Genomic DNA, 17,835 nt, shown 5'->3' with positions numbered 1-17,835 from the left:
CCGCCGGTCCGCTCGGCCCCGCCGGTGGATCCGCTCGTCGCGTTCCGCCGCGACCCGCTGACCGCGCCCATCCCGGTCCAGGCCCTGGTGCCGGCGCCGTCCCGCGAGCCCGTCCAGCGGGTGCGTCGCTCCGAGGGCGCACACGCGATGCCGGAGCGTCCCGGTCGGCACCGCCAGCTGACCGCGGTCCGCGCGGGAGCCGGGCACGACTGGTGACGTCCCCGCGGCGCCGACGGCGCCGCGGGTGGCAGCGACCGCTGGGGAGCGGGTCGCCGCACGATGAGGGCCGGTGGCCCACGATCCGGACGACCACCCGGATCGCGGCCCCGGCCCTCCGTCGTGTCCGGGACCGGATCAGGAGTCTCACGTCGTCACGGGCGGTTCCTGGTGGTCCTCCTTGCCGACCTCCACCGCCAGCGGCCACCCGGCGTCGACGGGCCCGGGTCCGCCGCCCCGCCCGGCCGGCGGGCGCATCCCGTCCGGGTCGCGCGGTGCAGCGGCCGGGAAGCGCGGCGGCCGGGGAACGCCCGGGATCCGCGGCCCGGCCATCGGACCCGGGCCCGGACGCAGCGCCGGGACGAGCCGGTCCATCAGGCCCCGGAGCACGGTGAGCGCTTCGCCGACCCGCCGCACCCACTCCAGCAGCCGGCCCGCCCAGCTCAGCGCCCGCTGCACCAGGAGCCCGGCGAGCGCGACCACCCCGACCCCGGTGCCGACGAGGACGAGGCTGCGCAGGAACGTCGCGATCAGGTCGGCGGCCGCCTTCGCGAGCTCGTCGCGCACCACCGCCCGGACGGCCAGCACCAGATGGCCGGCCTTCTCCACGATGACCGCCGCGACCCCGGCCGCGCCGGCGGCCACCGACCCCGTCGTCGCCAGGCGGTACCCGACGGGCCGGTAGGCCTCGATCGCCGGGCCGCGCCAGGGGGCGGTGTCGGCATCGACGGCCCCACACAGGCCGGTGGCCGCCTCCTCGGCCTCCTCGGCGATGCGGCGCCAGGTCAGGGCGAGCGCCTCGATCGCGGCCCGGTCACCGGCGAGCTGGTCGAACGGCTCGCGCAGCTGGGGCACGTGCTCGATCAGCCAGCCCAGTCCGGCGGCGATCAGCTCGGCGAGCGGATCCTGCAGGAACGCGGCGATCTCGGTGCCGCCACTCATGAGGCCGAGCAGGCCGCCGGCCCAGTCCCCGGCCTGCAGCGCGTCGGCCACGTCGGCGACGCTGTCGAGCAACCGGGCGCCCTCGGTCGGGTCGGCCGGGGCCGCCACCGGCTCCACGACCAGCCCCGGCGCACTCATCGGCCGAACCCGTCGCGGATGCGGCGCTCGACCTCGTCGTAGGCGTCGGCCATCTCGTCGATCCCACGGGCGACGAGATCCACGGCCACAGCCTGCGCACTCAGCCCGCCGGCCGCGAGGCCGGCCAAGGTGAGCGCATCGCCCGCGAGCGCGGTGCCGATCAGGCCGAACGCGTCGGTGTGCAGCGTGACGGCGGCCGCGGTGCTCCCCGCCCCGCCGAACCGGCCCGCTGCCTCCCGCAGCCGTCCGGCGTGCGTGCGCATGGCATCGGTATGGACTGCGAACCCCTGGTACGTCATGGCCGTACTCGACGGATCGCAGGGGCGCCCGGTTCCCGTGAGTTCGCCGATCGGCGTTGCGGCGCGGGCCGAAACGCTGACCAACCGCTCCGGTGGATCAAACGGGACCCGCACGCGACGTTCTAGGCTCTCCCGGATGTGGACCAACTGGTCCGGCGGGCTGGAGTGCCGGCCGCGGGCGACGGATCGGCCCCTGGACGAGGCCGGGGTGGTGGCCGCGATCGCGCGCGCGGCCGATCGCGGGCTCCGGATCCGCCCGGTCGGCGCCGGCCGTTCGTGGAGCCCGCTCTCGGTCACCGGGGACGTGCAGCTGGACTGCTCGGCCCTGACCGGCGTCGTGGCCATCGGAACCGATCGGGTGCGGGTCCGGGCCGGGGCGACCCTGGCCGGGCTGTACGCCGCGCTGGCCGAGCACGGGCGCACCCTCGAGGTCGTCCCGGACACCGATGCGATCACCGTCGCCGGCGCGATCGGTACCGGGACGCACGGCGGCGGGGCCGCCGTCGGGTCGCTGTCCGCCCTGGTCACCGGGGCGCGGCTGATCGACGGGGTGGGCGCGGTCCGGCGCATCGAGGGCCCGGAGCTCGACGCGGTGCGCGTCGGTCTCGGTGCGCTCGGGGTGCTCACCGAGGTGGAGCTGCGGACCGTGCCGGCGTTCCTGCTGCACGTCCACGAGGAGCCCGGCGAGGCCGCCGAGCTGCTGGGCGGCGGCGGGGTCCTCGACACGCACCGGTGGGCCGAGGTCGAACTGCACGTGCCCAGCGGGGAGGCCCTGGCGCGCTGGGGGGACCCCGTCGACCCGGACGATGCCGGCGGCCGGGCCGAGCCGGCCCATCGGGACCCGGTCCGCGCCGCGGCCACCGGATCCGCGGAGGCGCTGGGCCGGATGGTGTCCCGGCTGGCGCCCACGTTGCGACGCTCGGCGCGCTGGGGCGGCGCCGTGACCGGCCCGGCCTACCGGCTGCTGCCTGATTCCCGCCCGCAGCGCCACGAGCTCACCGAGTGGGCGGTGCCCCGGGAGGCCCTCGGCCCGGTGCTGCGCGAGCTCAGCGCGGCGACCACGGCGCGCGGCCTCGAGCTGCGCGCGCCGATCGGCATCCGGGTGGGGGCGGCGGAGACCGGCTGGCTGCATCCGGCATCCGGGCGGGCCACGGCGTGGATCGCGGTGCGATCCCCGCGCGGGGTCGATCCCGGTCCGCTGTTCGGCCTGGTCGGCTCCGTGCTGGGGGCGGCCGACGGGCGCCCGCACTGGGCCGGCCGGCACGACTGGACCGCCGACGAGGTGGAGCTGGCCTACCCGCGGCTGGGCGACTTCCGGGCGGCCCGCGACCGGTTGGACCCCGAACGCCGCTTCGCGAACGAGCACCTCACCACCCTCCTCGGCCCCTAACCCGCGAGTCGCCCTTTTCGGGAGGGCGAGTCGCCCTTTTCGGGAGGGCGAGTCGCCCCTTACGGGACGGCGAGTCGCCCCCTCCCGAGAGGCCGAGTGGGTGTGACCGGGTCGCCGGGTCGACCGGATGGCTGTGCCGGTGTGGCCGGGTGGCTCCACCTGGCGTCACCCGGCTGCGGGTCCGGTGGCGGCCCCGCAGCGCGCTCAGCCCCGGCGCAACCGGGCCGCGACCGCGCGCACGGCCTCCTGCGCCGCGACCCGGTCCATCCGGGTCGGCTCGCCGGCGTCGAGGACCTGCTCGCCGGCCACCCACACGTCCCGGACCAGCCGTGCGCCGCCGGCCCACACCAGGTTGGACAGCAGCTGGGCGTCGTCCTCGGGCGCGACGAACGCCGGGTCGTCCAGCGCCACGTGCACCACGTCCGCCCATCGGCCGGGCTCCAGCGCGCCCAGGTCGTCGCGGCCGATCGCGGCGGCGCCGTCGCGGGTCGCGAGCACCAGCAGCTCGGCGGCGGTCAGCGCGGCGGCGTCGCCGCTGCTCACCCGGGCCAGCAGCCCGGCGAGCCGGGCCTGGTGCCACAGGTCCAGGTCGTCGCCGGACGCGGGGCCGTCGGTACCCAGCCCGAGCCGCACCCCGGCCCGGCGCATGTCCACCACGCGCGCGATGCCGGCGGCGAGCTTCGCGTTCGAACCCGGGCAGTGCGCCACCGCGGCACCCCGGCCGGCCAGCGTGGCGATGTCGGCGTCGGAGAGCTGCACCCCGTGCGCGGCCAGCACCCGCCCGCCCAGGACGCCGAGCCCGTCGAGCATCGCGGGCACCGAGCCGTACGCGGCGCGCTGCGCGAGGTCCTCCTCCGCCGACTCGGCGACGTGGATGTGCACCAGCGCCCCGCGCTCCCGGGCGTGCTCGCCCACCGACGCCAGCGCCTCGGGCGGCAGCGTGTAGGCGGCGTGCGGGCCGTAGCCGAGCTCGATCCGCTCACCCGGGCCCGACCGCAGCCCGTCGGCGTCGATGCGGGCGGACACGTCGTCGCGCATGTCCTCCCAGCTGCCCAGCCGATCCCAGCCCGGCACGGCGATGATCCCGGGCGTCACGACGGCCCTGGACCCCACCGTCCGCACCGCGTCGATCACCGCGTCGGTGAAGAAGTACATCTCGACGCTGGTCGTGCAGCCGGTGCGGAGCAGTTCGATGCAGCCCGAGACCATCCCGGCGTGGACGTCCTCGGCGGTGAGCCGGCCCTCGGCCGGCCACATGACGTCCTGGAGCCAGCGCAGCAGCGGCAGGTCCCCGCCCATGCCGCGCAGCATGGTCATCGGGGTGTGGCAGTGGGTGTTGACCAGTCCGGGCATCAGCAGCCCGGGCAGGTTCCGCACCGGCGCGTCGGACGCCGGCGCCTCGGCCCGCGGGCCGACCCAGGCGATCCGGCCCTCGGCGTCCACGTCGACGACGGCGTCGCGCAGCACCGAGCAGCCCGGGTCGCAGGGCAGCGCGACCGGCGCGGTCAGGCGGAGCGCGGTCACGCCGCCGACGCCAGGGCCGGGTTCATCGACGGGGCTCCAGCAGTGATCGCAGCGACCGGAACGGCGGCAGCCAGGCGCCCTCGTCGGGCAGCGTGTCGAGCGTCATCCGCGGCAGCGGCTCGCGGAACACCCCGTCGATGTCCTCGAGGTCGAGGAAGTCGATGAGCTCGGAGCTCAGCGCGAAGTTGGCGTACTCGCGGAACCCGATGACGGTGACGGCGGTGTCCCGCTCGACGAGTTTCTCCAGCGGCTCGCGGAACGCCCGGCCGTCGCCGGAGGCCACCACCACGTGCCGCAGGGCGCCCTCCTCGGCGCGCATCTCGATGTGCCGCAGCATGTCGTCGTCGACGTCGGAGTCGTCGGTGACCTTGGGCTTGGCGAAGACGGCGAAACCGACGTTGCGCAGGGCTTCGACCCAGGGGCGGACCACCTCGGTGCTGCCCGGGGCCACGTTGGTGAACACGCAGGCCTCGGCGGTCGCATCCGGCCCGGCCAGGTCCAGCAGCCAGCGGCCGACCGCGTCGAACCGCGGCCGGAACGTCGCGGTGGGGCGGGCTCCGAGCAGCGAGCCGAGGCTCATGTCCATGTTGGGCGCGTCCCAGACCAGCAGCACCCGGGGCGGGGGCGCGAGGGACGTCACGATGCTCGCCTCGACGAGCAGGTAGGGCTCATGGTGGCCGACTTTATCCCGGAGCCGCACCACCGGCCGGGGCTGCACCGGCCGGGCCGCCGGTGGCGCGGCTCCGCCGGGCTGAAGCAACGCTGATGATCGCGACCGGGGATCGACGGTCAGACTGTGCAGGTGGCTGAGAAATCCCGGACGACGACGGAGGGCGCCGACCCCGCGCTCGCGGTGGCCCGGTCCGCCGCGGCCGCGATGGAACGGGCCGACGCGGCCGGCCGCGGCGCCGGGGTTCGGCTGATCGATGTGGGACCCGGTCGGGCCCGGGTCACCCTCACCGTGGCCGAACAGCACGTCAACGGCCACGGCATCTGCCACGGCGGCTACCTGTTCCTGCTCGCCGACGCGGCGATGGCGTACGCCTCGAACAGCCATGGGGTCTCGGCGGTCGCGTCCGGCGCGGACATCGCGTTCCTGCGCCCCGCCCGGCTCGGCGACGAACTGGTGGCCGAGGCCGGGGAGCGAGCGCTGGTGGGCCGCTCCGGGCTCTACGACGTGACCGTGCGCGCCGGCGGCGAGGTCGTCGCGGAGTTCCGCGGCCGCACCCGGACGGTGCCCGGGCTGGCCGGCCCGCCGACCGTCTGAGGGCGGCCGGTCAGTCGGTCGGCGGCAGGAAGGCGGGCCGGGTGTCGGGGTCCGGCTCGTCGTAGTAGCGGTGGAAGACCGGGGTGAGCCCGCCGGACATCGGCGGCACGATCCAGCTCCAGTCGGCGGGGCAGCGCCGGCCGGCGCTCTCCTCCTTGGCCACGTGGGTGAGGAAGCGCTCGGACTCGGTGTGGTGGTCGGCCATGGTCACGCCGGCCTCGTCGAAGGAGTGCTGCACCGCACGGACGAGCTCGACCAGGGCGCGGTCGCGCCACATCGTGCGCACCGAGCTGGTGTCCAGCCCGAGCCGAGCGGCGATCACCGGCAGCAGGTTGTAGCGGTCGGTGTCGGCGAGGTTGCGCGCGCCGATCTCGGTGTTGAGGTACCAGCCGTTGAACGGGGCCGCTGCGTAGCAGACGCCGCCCACCTCCAGCGGCATGTTGCTGATCGCGGGGACGGCGTGCCAGCGCAACCGCAGGTCGGCGAACCAGGCGTGCTCGGGGTGACGCAGCGGCACCTCGAGCACTGCGTCCGGCGGGAGACCGAACAGCCGCGGACGCCGGTCCGGGCCGGAGATCATCAGCGGTAGCACGTCGAACCGGCCCAGCGGCTGCGGGCGCGGCCAGCCGAGTTTGACGACCTGGTCGGTGAAGTCGGCGTAGCGGGGGTCGCCGCGCACCACACCGTCCGGGGCGCGATGGCCGGCGTAGCGGATCAGCTGCTCGTTGTGGATCCGCGGCCCGGGACGCCCCGGGCGGTCCGGGGCGAAGACGGTGATCGTGGCGCGGATGCGCCCGTTGCGGGTGGCCTCCCGCAGGTGTTCGACGCATTCGGCGGCGACCTGCGCGGGCTCGGTGACGTGGCGCCGGTCCCGGACCCGCAGACCGTTCCAGTACAGCCGCCCGATGCAGCGGGCCGAGTTGCGCCATGCCACGCGCGCCCCGAACGTCAGCTCCTCGGGGGTGTGCACGTAGGTTCCGGTCACCGCGATCTCGTCGCGCACCTGGCGCAGCCGGTCGGCGAGCGGGACCGAGGGGCTGGCCTCGGCGTAGAACTGCTCGACGAAGCTGCGGGCCTCCTCCGGATCGACCGGCTGGACCGCCGCGGGGGGCTGCGGGGCGCCGCCGGGACCGGCGACGGGGCACCCGCTGGTGGCGGGAGGACGTGCACCGCGGTGGTCCCATGATCCGGGCAGCGTGCCTGGACCGTCGACGAGTGCGGTCACTAACGTCCTCCGCCTTCACTCGCCCAGTGCCCCCGGATCGGGGCTATACCTTTTTACTATGTGACGCTCAGTAAGTCATCGTTAGCCTGACCGTGACATCTGTGGTACAGCAGATCGTGAACTTCCCGTCCTTCGCTCACGGCGCGTTGTTCAAATTTGGTCAGCGGCCGCCAGGATGGACGAGCGGTCCAGCCACCCGGCTGATCGGCCGCGGCGTTGCGCAGGGTCGGTTCGGCGTCGCACACCGACCGCATCTGGATCGCGTAGTCCTCCCAGTCGGTGGCCAGGTGCAGCGTCCCGCCGGGCGCCAGCCGGGACGCCGCGAGCGCGACGAACTCCGGTTGGACGAGACGGCGCTTGCGGTGCTTGCGCTTCGGCCACGGGTCCGGGAAGAAGATTCGGATCCCGGCGAGCGAGTCCGGCGGGATCGACTCCCGCAGCAGGTCGACGGCGTCCCCGCGGAGCAGTCGCACGTTGTGCAGCCCGGCCTGCTCGATGCGCATCAGCAGTTGCGCGAGCCCCGGCTCGTAGATCTCGACGGCGATGTGGTCGATCTCCGGCGCGGCCGCAGCCAGGGCGGCCGTCGACTCCCCCATGCCCGAGCCGATCTCGAGGATCAGCGGCGCGCACCGGCCGAACCAGGACTGCGCGTCGAACGGTTCTGCCCGCGAGACGACATCGGTGACGTCGCGGCCGTGCACCGGCCACCACCGGTCCCAGGCCCGCTGCTGGCCGTCGGTCAGCCGGCTGCGGTGGTGGACGAAGCTCGGGATCCGCCTGCGCTCCGGCGGCGTGGGCTCAGACACCGGAGTTCGAGGCGGCCGGGAGCCGCACGTGCGAGGTCGCGCCGGGCAGTTTGCCGCGCAGGTACCCGGCGCTGGTCCAGGCCAGGCAGACCACGACGGCGGCGGCCGAGGCGTACGCGCCGCGCCGCAGCTCGCGGTCCACCGCGGCGGGCAGGATCTTGGCGACGTAGCTGCGCTCGGTGGACAGCGCGTCGTCGCTGCCCACGAGCTTGGAGACCGCCGCCTTCGACAGTCCCTCGGCCCAGCTGCGCCGGCGCAGATAGGCCCACTCGACGCGGTCCTCGCTGACCCGGTGGTCGACCTCGGCGCGGGGCTCGAACACGATGCGGATCGGCTCGCCGTTGCGCCGGTAGGCCTGCCGGGCACGGATGCAGAGCTCGGTCTCCTCGCAGCCCAGCGGGTTCTTGCCGATCCGGCCGATGTCCTCGGCGAACCCGCCGATCCGCTTGAAGACCTCACGGCGGAAGGACATGTTGCAGCCCATCAGGTTGCGAACCTCGGCCCGCTCGGTCGGCTGCCCGGTGTAGGTGCACCCGACGATCCAGTCGAGCTCGCCGGTCGCGTCGGGATCGGCCGGGGCGGCGCCGGGCAGCACGGCCGGGCGGCCCCCGTTGCTCGTGACGGGCCACCGTGGGTGCGCGACACCGCCGACCGCGGCGACGGCCGGGTCGGCGTAGGGTGCGAGCAGTGCGGCCAGCCAGCCCGGTCGTGCCGCGGCATCGTCGTCGAGGAAGACGATGACCTCACCGCGCGCGGCGGCGATCGCGGTGTTCCGCGCACCGGACAGGCCCTGCGCGTTGAGGTTGGGCAGCACCCGGATCCCATGCGGGCCGAACTCCCGCTGGGCCATGTCGAGCAACCGGCCGTTGTGGTCGACGACCACCAGGACCTCGGCGGCGCGCACGGTCTGCGCGGCCACCGATCGCACCGCCGCCTTGATGTCGTCCCACCGCTTCTCGGTGTAGGCGCAGATCACCACGCTGGCCGTGACGACAGGCGGGAAGGGGCTCACAGGGCGGTCGCCTCCTGGTGTCGGGTGGCCGCCCCCGGTGACTGCTCGAGCTCAGCGCTGGGCGCGGTCGTTCTTCCGGCGTTCGGCACGCCGGTGCTCGGCCAGCAGGGTACGCAGCACCCGGGTGCCGTCCGCGAAGGTCCTCAGGTTCGTCTCACCGAAGATCCGCTGCCGCTCGACCGAGGGCACCTCGGTGATCCTCAGGCCGGCCGCGGCGACACGGCAGTTCAACACCGTCTCGATCTCGAACCCGTCGCCCCACAGCATGCCCTCCTCGGGGGCGGGCGCGTTGACGTCGGGGAGCTCGAGCAGCGGCAGCAGGTCGGCCCAGAATGCGTTGTAGCCGTAGCAGAGGTCGGTGTACGACGTGCCGAACAGCGCGTTCGCAACCCCGTTGAGGCCCGCGTTGCCGGTCTTGCGCAGCAGCGTGATGTCGTCGCTGCCGCCACCTTTGGCGAACCGGCTGCCCTTGGCGAAGTCCGCGCCCGCGACGAGCGCGGCGACGAACGCCGGGATCTCCGCGGGGTCGGCCGAGCCGTCGGCGTCGAACATCACGATCACGTCGCCGGTGGCCGCGGCGAACCCACAGGCCATCGCGTTGCCCTTGCCCTTGCGGGTCTGGGTGATCGCCCGGACCCACGGCAGCGTGCGCCGCGCGGCGCCGATGGAGTCGTCGGTGGAGTGCCCGTCCACCACGATGATCTCGTGCACCGCCGGGCGGACTGCGGCGATGGCGGGCAGCACGATCTCGAGGTTCCGTGCCTCGTTGCGGGTCGGCACGATCACGGTCACCGCGGGGAACGCGGAGCGCCGCGGGTAGGGCCGGGGGCGCGGGCGGCGCATGGGCCTGCGGACCATCCCGTTCGGCGGCGGGCCCATCGGGTGTGGCGGCGCGACCGCGTGCGCGGGAACCGGCGCATGCGGCTGCCCCATCGGCGTGCGGCCAGGTGTGACGGCCGGACGGGCGGGCGAAACGGCGCTCACACAACCTCCATACAGGTCCGCTCCATCAATACAACGATGGCCCCGTGAATGGGTTGCGCTTGATCGGCAACTCACCCGAACCACCCACCCGTCGGGGGAACCTGACGGATTGGTGCCCGGAGGGCTCGTAGGAGTACGCATCATTGCGCGCCGGTTGATCCTCATCCGCACCGGTATGTCCGGACCGGACGATTCGGCTGAGCGGATCACGGTGCGGGCGACCGAGTTGCGCCGGCTCGGCCGGAAGCTGGACGACATGGGTGCGGAGCTGTCGTCCCTGGTCGTGGGGCGGTTCTCCGGCCATGGGGTCCACTTCGGATTCCACCGCGGACTCCCGGCCCGCTTCCACTGCGGACTCCCGGTCCGCGGCGAAGGCCGTGGCCGCCGCGCCGGGCGCGGTCCCGGGCGGGCCGGCGTCGTCCCGTCCCGCGCGGCCCGGTGGCGGGTCTCCGGGCCGTCCCGGATCCCGGCAGGTCACCCGGTTGCCGGCGTGGACGGGTGGTGCGGTGACCGCGCTCGGCGGCGCGGCGGTCAGACCCGCCGCGCCAGCAGCGGGGCCGACCCGTCGCACTCCAGGAACGGCCCGAGCAGGTCGGGCACCGCCTCCTCGGCGAAGCGCAGCCCCGCCGACGCGTCGACGTCGTACGCCGAGAACGCGCCCGCGCCGGCCGCTGTGGTGGCCGTGATCGTGATCAGTCCGGAGCGCCGCTGAAAGATCGACTGCTTCGCGGTCAGGCCGATGATTCCGTTGCGCTGCAACGCGACCGTTCTGCGCCGGATCGTGCCGGAGCGCATCACGAGGTACCCGCCGGTGATCCCGTGCCCGAGGTTGCGGTAGGCGTCCAGGGCCAGCACCACCGCGACCGGCCCGGCGAGCACCGCGACGATCCCGGCCGGCATCAGCAGTACATCGGTCACCAGCAGGCCGAGCGCGGCGAGCACGAGCACCGGCACCGCCACGGCCGCGAGCGCCCAGCGCAGCCGGCGCTGGCGCGCGGCGGGTGGGTGCGCGGCCAGCCGGACCGACGCCGTCGGGGAGACCGGCTCGCCCAGCACGACCGCGGCGACCCGGTGGGCCAGCGGGCGCGGCGCGGCCGGCAGCAGAGTCGTGTGCTCGGTGGTCCGGTCGTCCTTCCCGCTCGTCAGGCCGGTGGTCACGGCATCCACCCGGGCCGCCCCGGCGAGCCGGCCGCCGAGTGGCTCCACCAGTTCCACACCGCGCAGCCGGCATTCCTCCAGCGAGATCGACCGGGTGGTCAGCAGCCCGCGACGCACCCGTAACGTCCCTCCGGGTTCGCGGTCCAGCCGGTAGTTCCACCACATCTCGGCGAACAGCCCGAGTGATCCCAGCACCCCGACGAGCAGCACCACGACCGCGAGCAACACACCGACAGCCACCAGCGGCAGCCCGTCGAGCACCTGCACGACCTCGGTGAGCTGCGAGTTCTGCAGGCCGAACCGGTCGGCGATCTGCAGCAGCGCGACCACGGCCGCGACGCCGAGCAGCGGGGTGGCGAACGACAGCGGCGCGAACCGGACCCAGCGCGGGTCGAGCCAGGCGAGCCTGCCGTCGGCGGCCTCGGCCGAACAGCCGCCGGCGGAGCGGACCCGGTCCAGCAGCACCGTGCGCAGCCGGTCGCCCTCTTCGCGCTCGACGGGCCGCAGCTCCAGGGTGCGCTCCCCCGTCCCGCCGTGCTGCCCGGTGCCGATCCGCACCACGACCAGGCCGAACGCGCGCAGCAGCGGACCGGCGGTGATGTCGACGCTGCGGACCCGGTCCAGCGGCAGGCTGCGCCGGGTGCGCACCAGCAGCCCGGTCTGCAGATCCACCCGGGACGGGCCGATGCGGTACCGGGTCCGGCGCCAGCGCACCTCGTCGTACAGCGCACCGGAGACGACCAGCGCCGCGGCGGCCGGCAACACCCAGGCCAGCGCGAACCCGACCGAGCGGCCGGCGGCGATGCCGATGATCGCCGGGATTCCGGCGCCGGCCGCGGCGCCGGTGATCAGCACCGCGGTCACCGCCACGGTGCGCCGGTCCAGCGGCGTCCACCCCTCCTCGGGGCCCTCCTCGGCATCGATCATGTGGCATCGCCCGGGATGTGCGCGGTGTTCAGCGTGAGCTGCTCGGCGAGATCTGCCGCGACCTGCTGGTCGAGCCCGACGACGGTGACGGCGCCCTTCGCCGACGCCGTCGTCACCACGAGGGTGGCCAGGCCGAACGCGTTCTGCAGCGGCCCGCGCGTGGTGTCGATGGTCTGGATCCGCGACATCGGGGCCACCCGCCACTCCTGCCGCAGGTAGCCCGACCGGCTGTACACGGCTGTGTCGGTGATCTCCCATCGGTGCCGCCGGTACCACCGCGGCGGCAGCAGCACCGTCGCCGCGCCGCCGAGCACGGCGACCACCGCGGCCGGGACCAGCAGCCACGGCTGCACCGCGGCCAGTCCCAGCGCGGCGACCGCGAGCCCCGGCAGGCCCGCGGACAGCAGGCAGTGTGCGCGCCACCAGCCGACGGCGCGCGCGTCCAACGCGTTGCGCGGCGGCCGCAGCCGTACCGTCCACTCCGGCGCCGGCGTGGATGTTCCCCCCGTGCCCATCCCGCTCATCGCCTCCCCCCGACTCCCCGTGTCTAGCGGACCAACGATCGCGCCGTTCTACCGGTAGCCGGTCGACCGCCGACGCCAGGGCGGCTTGGCCGGCGTCCCGTTCGCGATCGCGAACCTTCCCGGTGATGTCGCTCGTGGCCGCGGTTGTGTTGCCATGCTGCAGTCATGCCCGACCGGTACGCCGACGCCGTGCGGGGCCGTCGCGCCGAGCTGCGCGCGCAACGGCTCCTGCTGGCCGGCGGCCACCGCGCCGAGATCCGCACCAGCCTGGCCCTGACCAGGCTCACCCTGACCGCCGAGGTGTCCACCGCGCTGGCGGAGCTGGGCCGCGAGATCCGCGTGCACGTCGATCGCGCGGGCCGGGCGGGACGCCGGCGGCTCCCGGTGCTGCTGGTCGGGGCCCTGGATTGCGTGGAGGCGAACATAGGGCATCGACTGATCGCGCTCGCCCTGCCCCCGCTGCGTCGAATCGCTGCCGAACGGTCCGTTCCCGCGGACGATCTCCCCCTCAGGATCACCCCTTCGGGCGGGCGAATCGGGGTGTCGGCGGGCGTACCCCGGCCGGACCCGCCGGCCGGGGCGGCCCGCGCGCTGCTGCTCGCCGGGGCGTCGGGCGGTGCCGGCGCCTGGCGGCTCGGGGTGCTGTCCGCGGTCGGGCTGCCGGTGCTGGGACTGCCCGCGCTCGGTGGGCCGGCGGTGCTGCCGCTCGCCGCCGGGCTCGGCCTCGCCGCGCTCGCGGCCACGGTGTGGGCGCGCCGGGTGGCCCTCGACCGGGCCCGGCTGGGCCGGTGGGCGGCCGAGGCACTGGCGGTCGCCCGGGCGGGCCTGGAGGCCGAGCTCGGGCGCCGGCTGCTCGATCTCGAGCAGCGGGCCGGTGCGGCGCTCGACGCCGCGGTCGCCCGGCGCCGGGCCGAGGTCGACGCGGAGCTGCGTGCGCTGGCCCCGGGGGTGGACGCCCGTGCCGCGCGGTGAACCCGACCCGGCGCTGCGTCGGCCGTCGGCGATCGACGATCTGGACGGCCCGGGCGACGCCGATCCGGCGGGGCCCGGGCTGCCGATCGGGACGGACGGCGCCGACACCGACGGCGACGGCGACGCCGACACCGTGCTCACCATCGACGGGGCCGACCTGGTGCTGCACACCGACCTCGACGGCGACGGCCTGGCCGACCAGGTGCTGCGGATCGGGCCTGGCGGGACGACCGTCGATGCCACGGCCGGGCCCGGGGCGGCTGCGGTGCGCGCGGGCGCCGAGAACGGCGCCGAGAACGGCTCCGAGCACGGCCTCGACGCGGGGTCGGCCGCCGACCCCGACCCCGGCCCGTGGTGGTGGCCGTGGCGGTGGCCGGTCGGGTGATCGGCCTCGGCACCGAGCCGGGATAGGTTGGCCGGGTGCCGATCGACGACATCGACCCGGGGTTCCGGGCCCTACCGCTGGGGGCGCTCGCCGACGCCGCGCTGAGCCGGGCGCGCGAGCTCGGCGCCGAGCATGCGGACCTGCGCGTCGAGCGCATCGTGTCCCAGTCGATCAACCTGCGGGACGGGAGCGTCACCGGGGTGTCCGACACGACGACGGTCGGGCTCGCGGTCCGGGTCGTCGTCGGCGGCGTCTGGGGTTTCGCCTCCCACGTCGAGCTGACCCCGGACCGGGCCGCGGCCACCGCCGAGCGTGCCGTCGCCGTCGCCCGGACGCTGGCTCCCGTTGCGCGTGAGCGGGTCGAGCGGTCGGCAGAACCGGTGCACGCCGATGCGGTGTGGGTGTCGGCCTACGACGTCGACCCGTTCACCGTTCCCACCCGGGACAAGGTCGAGCTGCTCACCGAGTGGTCGCAGCGACTGCTCGCGTCCGACGGCATCGACCATGTGCAGGCCGGGGTCGCGCAGGTCCGGGAGAACAAGTTCTACGCCGATCTCACCGGTACCCGGACCACCCAGCAGCGGGTCCGGATCGCCCCGACCGTCACGGCGACCACTGTGGACCGGGGGGCCGGCGGTTTCGAGACGATGCGCACGCTGGCCCCGCCGGTCGGCCGCGGCTGGGAGTACCTGACCGGGAACAGCGCCGCCGGCGGCTGGGACTGGGACGCCGAACTGGCGCGGATCCCCGAGCTGCTGGCCGAGAAGACGAAGGCCCCCTCGGTCGAGGCGGGCGCCTACGACCTGGTGATCGACCCGACCAACCTGTGGCTGACCATCCACGAGTCGGTGGGGCACGCCACCGAGTACGACCGCGCGATCGGGTACGAGGCCGCCTACGCGGGCACCAGCTTCGCCACCCCGGATCAGCTCGGCACGCTGCGCTACGGGTCGCCCGTCATGCACGTCACCGGCGACCGGACCGTCCCGCACGGGCTGGCCACTGTCGGCTTCGACGACGACGGTGTCGCCACCACCGAGTGGGACCTGGTGCGCGACGGCATCCTGGTCGGCTATCAGCTCGACCGCACGTTCGCGCCCCGGCTGGGCCTGGACCGGTCCAACGGCTGCGCGTTCGCCGACTCCCCGCACCACGTGCCGATCCAGCGGATGGCGAACGTATCGTTGCAGCCCGACCCGGCGGTGGACCGCTCCACCGACGACCTGATCGCCGGCGTCGAGCGCGGCATCTACGTCGTCGGTGACAAGTCGTGGTCGATCGACATGCAGCGCTACAACTTCCAGTTCACCGGGCAGCGGTTCTACCGGATCGAGAACGGCGCGCTGGCCGGGCAGCTGCGCGACGTCGCCTACCAGGCCACGACCACCGACTTCTGGGGTTCGATGGAGGCCGTGGGCGGGCCGTCGACGTGGCGGCTCGGCGGTGCGATGAACTGCGGCAAGGCCCAGCCCGGGCAGGTCGCCCCGGTCAGTCACGGTTGCCCGCCGGCGCTGTTCCGCGGGGTCAACGTGCTCAACACCCAGCAGGAGGGCCGATGAGCCGCTCGTCGGGCTCGAGCACGGACGTGGTGCGCGCCGTGCTCGCGCCGCAGGAGATCGTCGAGCGGGTGCTCGCCGGGTCGGGTCCCGGCGTCGCCGGGCGCGTCGTCGTGGTCAGCGAGACCAGCGAGGCGGCGCTGCGCTGGGCGAACTCGACGATGACCACCAACGGGCACACCACGTCACGGCGGGTCTCGGTGATCTCACTGGTCACTGTGGACGGTGGAACCGCGGCCGGGGTGGTGAGCTCGAGCGTCGCCGTCACCGACCCCGCGCAGCTCGACGAGCTCGTCGCTGCCAGTGAGCGGGCCGCGCGTGACGCCGGCCCGGCGCGCGACGCCGCCTCGCTGCCCGAGCCCGGCGCCGACGACCCGGCCTGGACCGACCCGGCCGCCGAGACCTCGATCGAGGTGTTCGGCGAGCTCGCCCACGGCCTGTCCGATGTGCTCGGCGGCACCCTGCGTCAGTACGGGTTCGCGAGCCACTCGCTGACCACGGTCTGGCTGGGCACCTCGGCGGGCGTGCGCCGGCGCTGGGTGCAGCCGACCGGCTCGGTGGAGCTGAACGTCAAGACCCCCGACCTCAGCGGCTCGGCCTGGGCCGGGGCCGCGACCCGCGACTTCACCGACGTCGACGTGGTGGCGCTCGCCGCCGACGCCGGCCGCCGGCTAGACTGGGGCAAGCGTCGCGTCGAGCTGGCGCCGGGCCGCTACGAGACGCTGCTGCCGCCGTCCGCGGTGTCGGATCTGATGGTCTACCTGGCGTGGTCGATGGAGGGCCGCGCCGCGCAGGAGGGGCACAACGCGCTGGCCGGCCCGAACGGCCCCCGCGTCGGCGAGCGACTCACCGATCTGCCGCTCACCCTGTTCAGTGACCCGGCGGCGCCGGGGCTGGAGTACGAGCCGTTCCTGGTCACCACGTCCTCGGGTGACGGGATCAGCGTGTTCGACAACGGTGCGCCGATGCGCCGCGTCGACTGGGTCCGCGACGGCACGATCAACGAGCTGGTCTACTCCCGCGCCGAGGCCTCGGAGTTCGGCACCACGTTCACCCCGGCCGGGGACAACCTGCTGCTCACCGGCGGCCCCAGCGGATCCGCGGCGACGGTCGACGAGATGGTCGGCGGCACCGAGCACGGCCTGCTGCTGACCTGCCTGTGGTACATCCGCGAGGTCAACCCGGCGACGCTGCTGCTCACCGGGTTGACCCGGGACGGCGTGTACCTGGTGGAGCACGGCGAGGTGGTGGCCGAGGTGGACCACAACTTCCGGTTCAACTACTCCCCGCTCGACGTGCTGCGCCGCACCACCCAGGTCGGTGCGACCGAGCACACGCTGCCCCGGGAATGGAAGGACTGGTTCACCCGTGCCGCGATGCCGACGCTGCGGGTGCCCGACTTCAACATGTCCTCGGTGTCGCTGGGTCGCTGACTGCGGTCCGCGGCGCGCCGAAGGGAGATCCGTACCTCGGTCCCCTCGATGCAGTTGAGTTCAGGGCACGCGCCGACGACGCCGCGAACCGGAGACCGGATGATGTGAGCAGGAGGGTCGGGCCGTGTCGTACGACGCGATCAGCGCTTACACCCTGGTGGTGGGCGACGAGAACGGCCCGCCCACGGTGAGCGTGCACGCCACGGCGGAGGAGGCGTGGCGGGCGCTGGACCGGGAGATCCGGGAGCGCTGCAGGATGCGCCGCCGGCCGCGCCGCAAGGCCGACCCGGACGCCGCCGCCCGGCTCGCCGACGCCTGGCGCGCCGGGGAGCCGGACTTCCGGTTCTGGAACGTCACCGCGCACCGGCTGCCGATCCTGCTGCCGGCGATCGCCCAGCGGGCGGCTCCCGCGGCCCGTTGAGGACCGTGCCGGAACTCCGGTCGCCGGGCGGCCCCTCGCCGCGAGTCGCGGTGGGTCACATGGACTTCGGCGGCACCGGGTCGGTGGCGGGCTTGCGGTTCTGCTCGGCGATCCGCTGCTGCACCCCGGCGGAGATGGCGGCCGCGCGCCGGCGCTCGCGGATGCGCAGCAGCACCAGCATCGACACCCCGTAGGCGATGCCCACGACGACCAGCACCACGCCGAACTTGGTGACCATCGTCTGGATGAGCCCCTCCACCGGCACGTCGATCGTCGAGATGATCGCGAGTACACCCAGGGTCAGCAGGTGGAACAGGACGGTCAGCAGCATGTTCAGCGAGCGCGCCGTGTCCTTGTTCTGGAAGACCTCCTCCAGGAACGGCTCGCCGCTCATGAACAGCACCCGCCCGACCCCGATCGTCAATCCGACGGCGATCACGAGGAAGACGAGGTACTGGGCCGTGGTCATCAGGGTCCTCCTGCGTTGCGTAGCCGTTCGGACACTCTTCGTCAGCCTGGTACCCGATCACTCCGGCGGCTATGCCTCGATCGCATGACCCGTCGTTCGGGGCGCTCTCGCGCCCGTGCGCGGTGAGTGGTGCCCCCGCACCACTCACCGCACACGACCGGATGGACGCTCCCCGCCGGCCTGCAGC

At 74.5% G+C, this 17,835-nt stretch carries 19 protein-coding genes; 8 read left to right on the top strand and 11 right to left on the bottom strand.

Annotated elements, in window-relative coordinates; translation table 11 throughout:
- On the top strand, positions 1–216 hold a 216-nt coding region (locus HF526_RS16970; RefSeq protein WP_211177342.1), incomplete at its 5' end, for a hypothetical protein.
- Positions 217–363: 147 nt separating this feature from the next.
- Here HF526_RS16970 and HF526_RS16965 read toward each other — a convergent pair.
- Positions 364–1,296, bottom strand: coding sequence for a hypothetical protein (locus tag HF526_RS16965; protein ID WP_169382422.1), 933 nt, complete (start codon positions 1,294–1,296; stop codon positions 364–366).
- A complete protein-coding gene (locus HF526_RS16960) occupies positions 1,293–1,559 on the bottom strand; it encodes a hypothetical protein (protein WP_169382421.1) in 267 nt (88 codons plus the stop codon). Before HF526_RS16960 ends, HF526_RS16965 begins: the two co-directional genes overlap by 4 nt.
- A gap of 172 nt (positions 1,560–1,731) precedes the next feature.
- Here HF526_RS16960 and HF526_RS16955 point away from each other — a divergent pair, with 172 nt between their 5' ends.
- Positions 1,732–2,985 carry a D-arabinono-1,4-lactone oxidase gene (locus tag HF526_RS16955; protein ID WP_169382420.1) on the top strand — a complete coding sequence of 418 codons (1,254 nt, stop codon included), beginning with the start codon at positions 1,732–1,734 and terminating at the stop codon, positions 2,983–2,985.
- A gap of 204 nt (positions 2,986–3,189) precedes the next feature.
- On the opposite strand, the gene HF526_RS16950 is transcribed toward HF526_RS16955, so the two are convergent.
- Complete coding sequence (locus HF526_RS16950; protein WP_169382419.1) at positions 3,190–4,509, bottom strand: amidohydrolase family protein; 1,320 nt, start codon at positions 4,507–4,509, stop codon at positions 3,190–3,192.
- Between the two features lie 22 nt (positions 4,510–4,531).
- Complete coding sequence (locus tag HF526_RS16945; RefSeq protein WP_338051532.1) at positions 4,532–5,212, bottom strand: NYN domain-containing protein; 681 nt, start codon at positions 5,210–5,212, stop codon at positions 4,532–4,534.
- A gap of 174 nt (positions 5,213–5,386) precedes the next feature.
- Between HF526_RS16945 and paaI the strand changes: the two genes are divergently transcribed.
- Positions 5,387–5,776: a hydroxyphenylacetyl-CoA thioesterase PaaI gene (paaI, locus tag HF526_RS16940; protein WP_169382433.1), complete on the top strand. Its 390-nt coding sequence runs from the start codon at positions 5,387–5,389 to the stop codon at positions 5,774–5,776.
- 10 nt (positions 5,777–5,786) lie between these two features.
- Here the strand turns inward: paaI and HF526_RS16935 are convergent, their stop codons facing one another.
- From HF526_RS16935 to HF526_RS16910, 6 genes are all read right to left on the bottom strand, one after another.
- Positions 5,787–7,001, bottom strand: coding sequence for a nitric oxide synthase oxygenase (locus HF526_RS16935; protein ID WP_338051531.1), 1,215 nt, complete (start codon positions 6,999–7,001; stop codon positions 5,787–5,789).
- A gap of 56 nt (positions 7,002–7,057) precedes the next feature.
- Positions 7,058–7,807, bottom strand: coding sequence for a tRNA (guanosine(46)-N7)-methyltransferase TrmB (trmB, locus tag HF526_RS16930; RefSeq protein ID WP_169382418.1), 750 nt, complete (start codon positions 7,805–7,807; stop codon positions 7,058–7,060).
- Positions 7,800–8,819 (bottom strand): glycosyltransferase, encoded by a 1,020-nt coding sequence (locus HF526_RS16925; RefSeq protein WP_169382417.1) that lies wholly within the window; start codon positions 8,817–8,819, stop codon positions 7,800–7,802. Before HF526_RS16925 ends, trmB begins: the two co-directional genes overlap by 8 nt.
- A gap of 51 nt (positions 8,820–8,870) precedes the next feature.
- Entirely contained in the window at positions 8,871–9,662 is a 792-nt protein-coding gene (locus HF526_RS16920; protein ID WP_239028780.1) for a glycosyltransferase family 2 protein, read from the bottom strand.
- 672 nt (positions 9,663–10,334) lie between these two features.
- The gene (locus tag HF526_RS16915) at positions 10,335–11,888 is read right to left on the bottom strand and encodes a PH domain-containing protein (protein WP_169382416.1); all 1,554 of its coding nucleotides are present in this window, start codon (positions 11,886–11,888) and stop codon (positions 10,335–10,337) included.
- Entirely contained in the window at positions 11,885–12,412 is a 528-nt protein-coding gene (locus tag HF526_RS16910; protein ID WP_211177341.1) for a PH domain-containing protein, read from the bottom strand. Before HF526_RS16910 ends, HF526_RS16915 begins: the two co-directional genes overlap by 4 nt.
- Before the next feature lie 165 nt (positions 12,413–12,577).
- Between HF526_RS16910 and HF526_RS16905 the strand changes: the two genes are divergently transcribed.
- The 5 genes from HF526_RS16905 (at position 12,578) to HF526_RS16885 (ending at position 17,179) form a co-directional block, all read left to right on the top strand.
- Positions 12,578–13,384: a hypothetical protein gene (locus tag HF526_RS16905; RefSeq protein WP_169382415.1), complete on the top strand. Its 807-nt coding sequence runs from the start codon at positions 12,578–12,580 to the stop codon at positions 13,382–13,384.
- Positions 13,371–13,769: a hypothetical protein gene (locus HF526_RS16900; protein WP_169382414.1), complete on the top strand. Its 399-nt coding sequence runs from the start codon at positions 13,371–13,373 to the stop codon at positions 13,767–13,769. The genes HF526_RS16905 and HF526_RS16900 overlap by 14 nt, the downstream gene beginning before the upstream one ends.
- A gap of 35 nt (positions 13,770–13,804) precedes the next feature.
- Positions 13,805–15,328 carry a metallopeptidase TldD-related protein gene (locus HF526_RS16895; protein ID WP_169382413.1) on the top strand — a complete coding sequence of 508 codons (1,524 nt, stop codon included), beginning with the start codon at positions 13,805–13,807 and terminating at the stop codon, positions 15,326–15,328.
- Entirely contained in the window at positions 15,325–16,758 is a 1,434-nt protein-coding gene (locus tag HF526_RS16890) for a metallopeptidase TldD-related protein (protein WP_211177340.1), read from the top strand. The genes HF526_RS16895 and HF526_RS16890 overlap by 4 nt, the downstream gene beginning before the upstream one ends.
- Before the next feature lie 124 nt (positions 16,759–16,882).
- Positions 16,883–17,179 (top strand): hypothetical protein, encoded by a 297-nt coding sequence (locus HF526_RS16885; protein WP_169382412.1) that lies wholly within the window; start codon positions 16,883–16,885, stop codon positions 17,177–17,179.
- A 55-nt stretch (positions 17,180–17,234) separates the two neighbouring features.
- Here the strand turns inward: HF526_RS16885 and HF526_RS16880 are convergent, their stop codons facing one another.
- Positions 17,235–17,648 carry a hypothetical protein gene (locus HF526_RS16880; protein WP_169382411.1) on the bottom strand — a complete coding sequence of 138 codons (414 nt, stop codon included), beginning with the start codon at positions 17,646–17,648 and terminating at the stop codon, positions 17,235–17,237.
- Positions 17,649–17,835: the final 187 nt, after the last annotated feature.

Source organism: Pseudonocardia acidicola, from assembly GCF_012911935.1.
Classification (GTDB): domain Bacteria; phylum Actinomycetota; class Actinomycetes; order Mycobacteriales; family Pseudonocardiaceae; genus Pseudonocardia; species Pseudonocardia acidicola.
Note: the sequence above shows the minus strand (reverse complement) of the source record. Positions and strands in the feature narration are given on the sequence as shown.

Bases quoted from the DNA above. Each gene is read 5' to 3' on its own strand.
- HF526_RS16910 (WP_211177341.1), bottom strand. From the start codon at position 12,412: ATGAGCGGGATGGGCACGGGGGGAACATCCACGCCGGCGCCGGAGTGG.
- HF526_RS16960 (WP_169382421.1), bottom strand. From the start codon at position 1,559: ATGCGCACGCACGCCGGACGGCTGCGGGAGGCAGCGGGCCGGTTCGGC.
- HF526_RS16955 (WP_169382420.1), top strand. From the start codon at position 1,732: ATGTGGACCAACTGGTCCGGCGGGCTGGAGTGCCGGCCGCGGGCGACG.
- HF526_RS16920 (WP_239028780.1), bottom strand. From the start codon at position 9,662: ATGCGCCGCCCGCGCCCCCGGCCCTACCCGCGGCGCTCCGCGTTCCCC.
- HF526_RS16880 (WP_169382411.1), bottom strand. From the start codon at position 17,648: ATGACCACGGCCCAGTACCTCGTCTTCCTCGTGATCGCCGTCGGATTG.
- HF526_RS16965 (WP_169382422.1), bottom strand. From the start codon at position 1,296: ATGAGTGCGCCGGGGCTGGTCGTGGAGCCGGTGGCGGCCCCGGCCGAC.
- HF526_RS16915 (WP_169382416.1), bottom strand. From the start codon at position 11,888: ATGATCGATGCCGAGGAGGGCCCCGAGGAGGGGTGGACGCCGCTGGAC.
- HF526_RS16890 (WP_211177340.1), top strand. From the start codon at position 15,325: ATGAGCCGCTCGTCGGGCTCGAGCACGGACGTGGTGCGCGCCGTGCTC.
- HF526_RS16905 (WP_169382415.1), top strand. From the start codon at position 12,578: ATGCCCGACCGGTACGCCGACGCCGTGCGGGGCCGTCGCGCCGAGCTG.
- paaI (WP_169382433.1), top strand. From the start codon at position 5,387: ATGGAACGGGCCGACGCGGCCGGCCGCGGCGCCGGGGTTCGGCTGATC.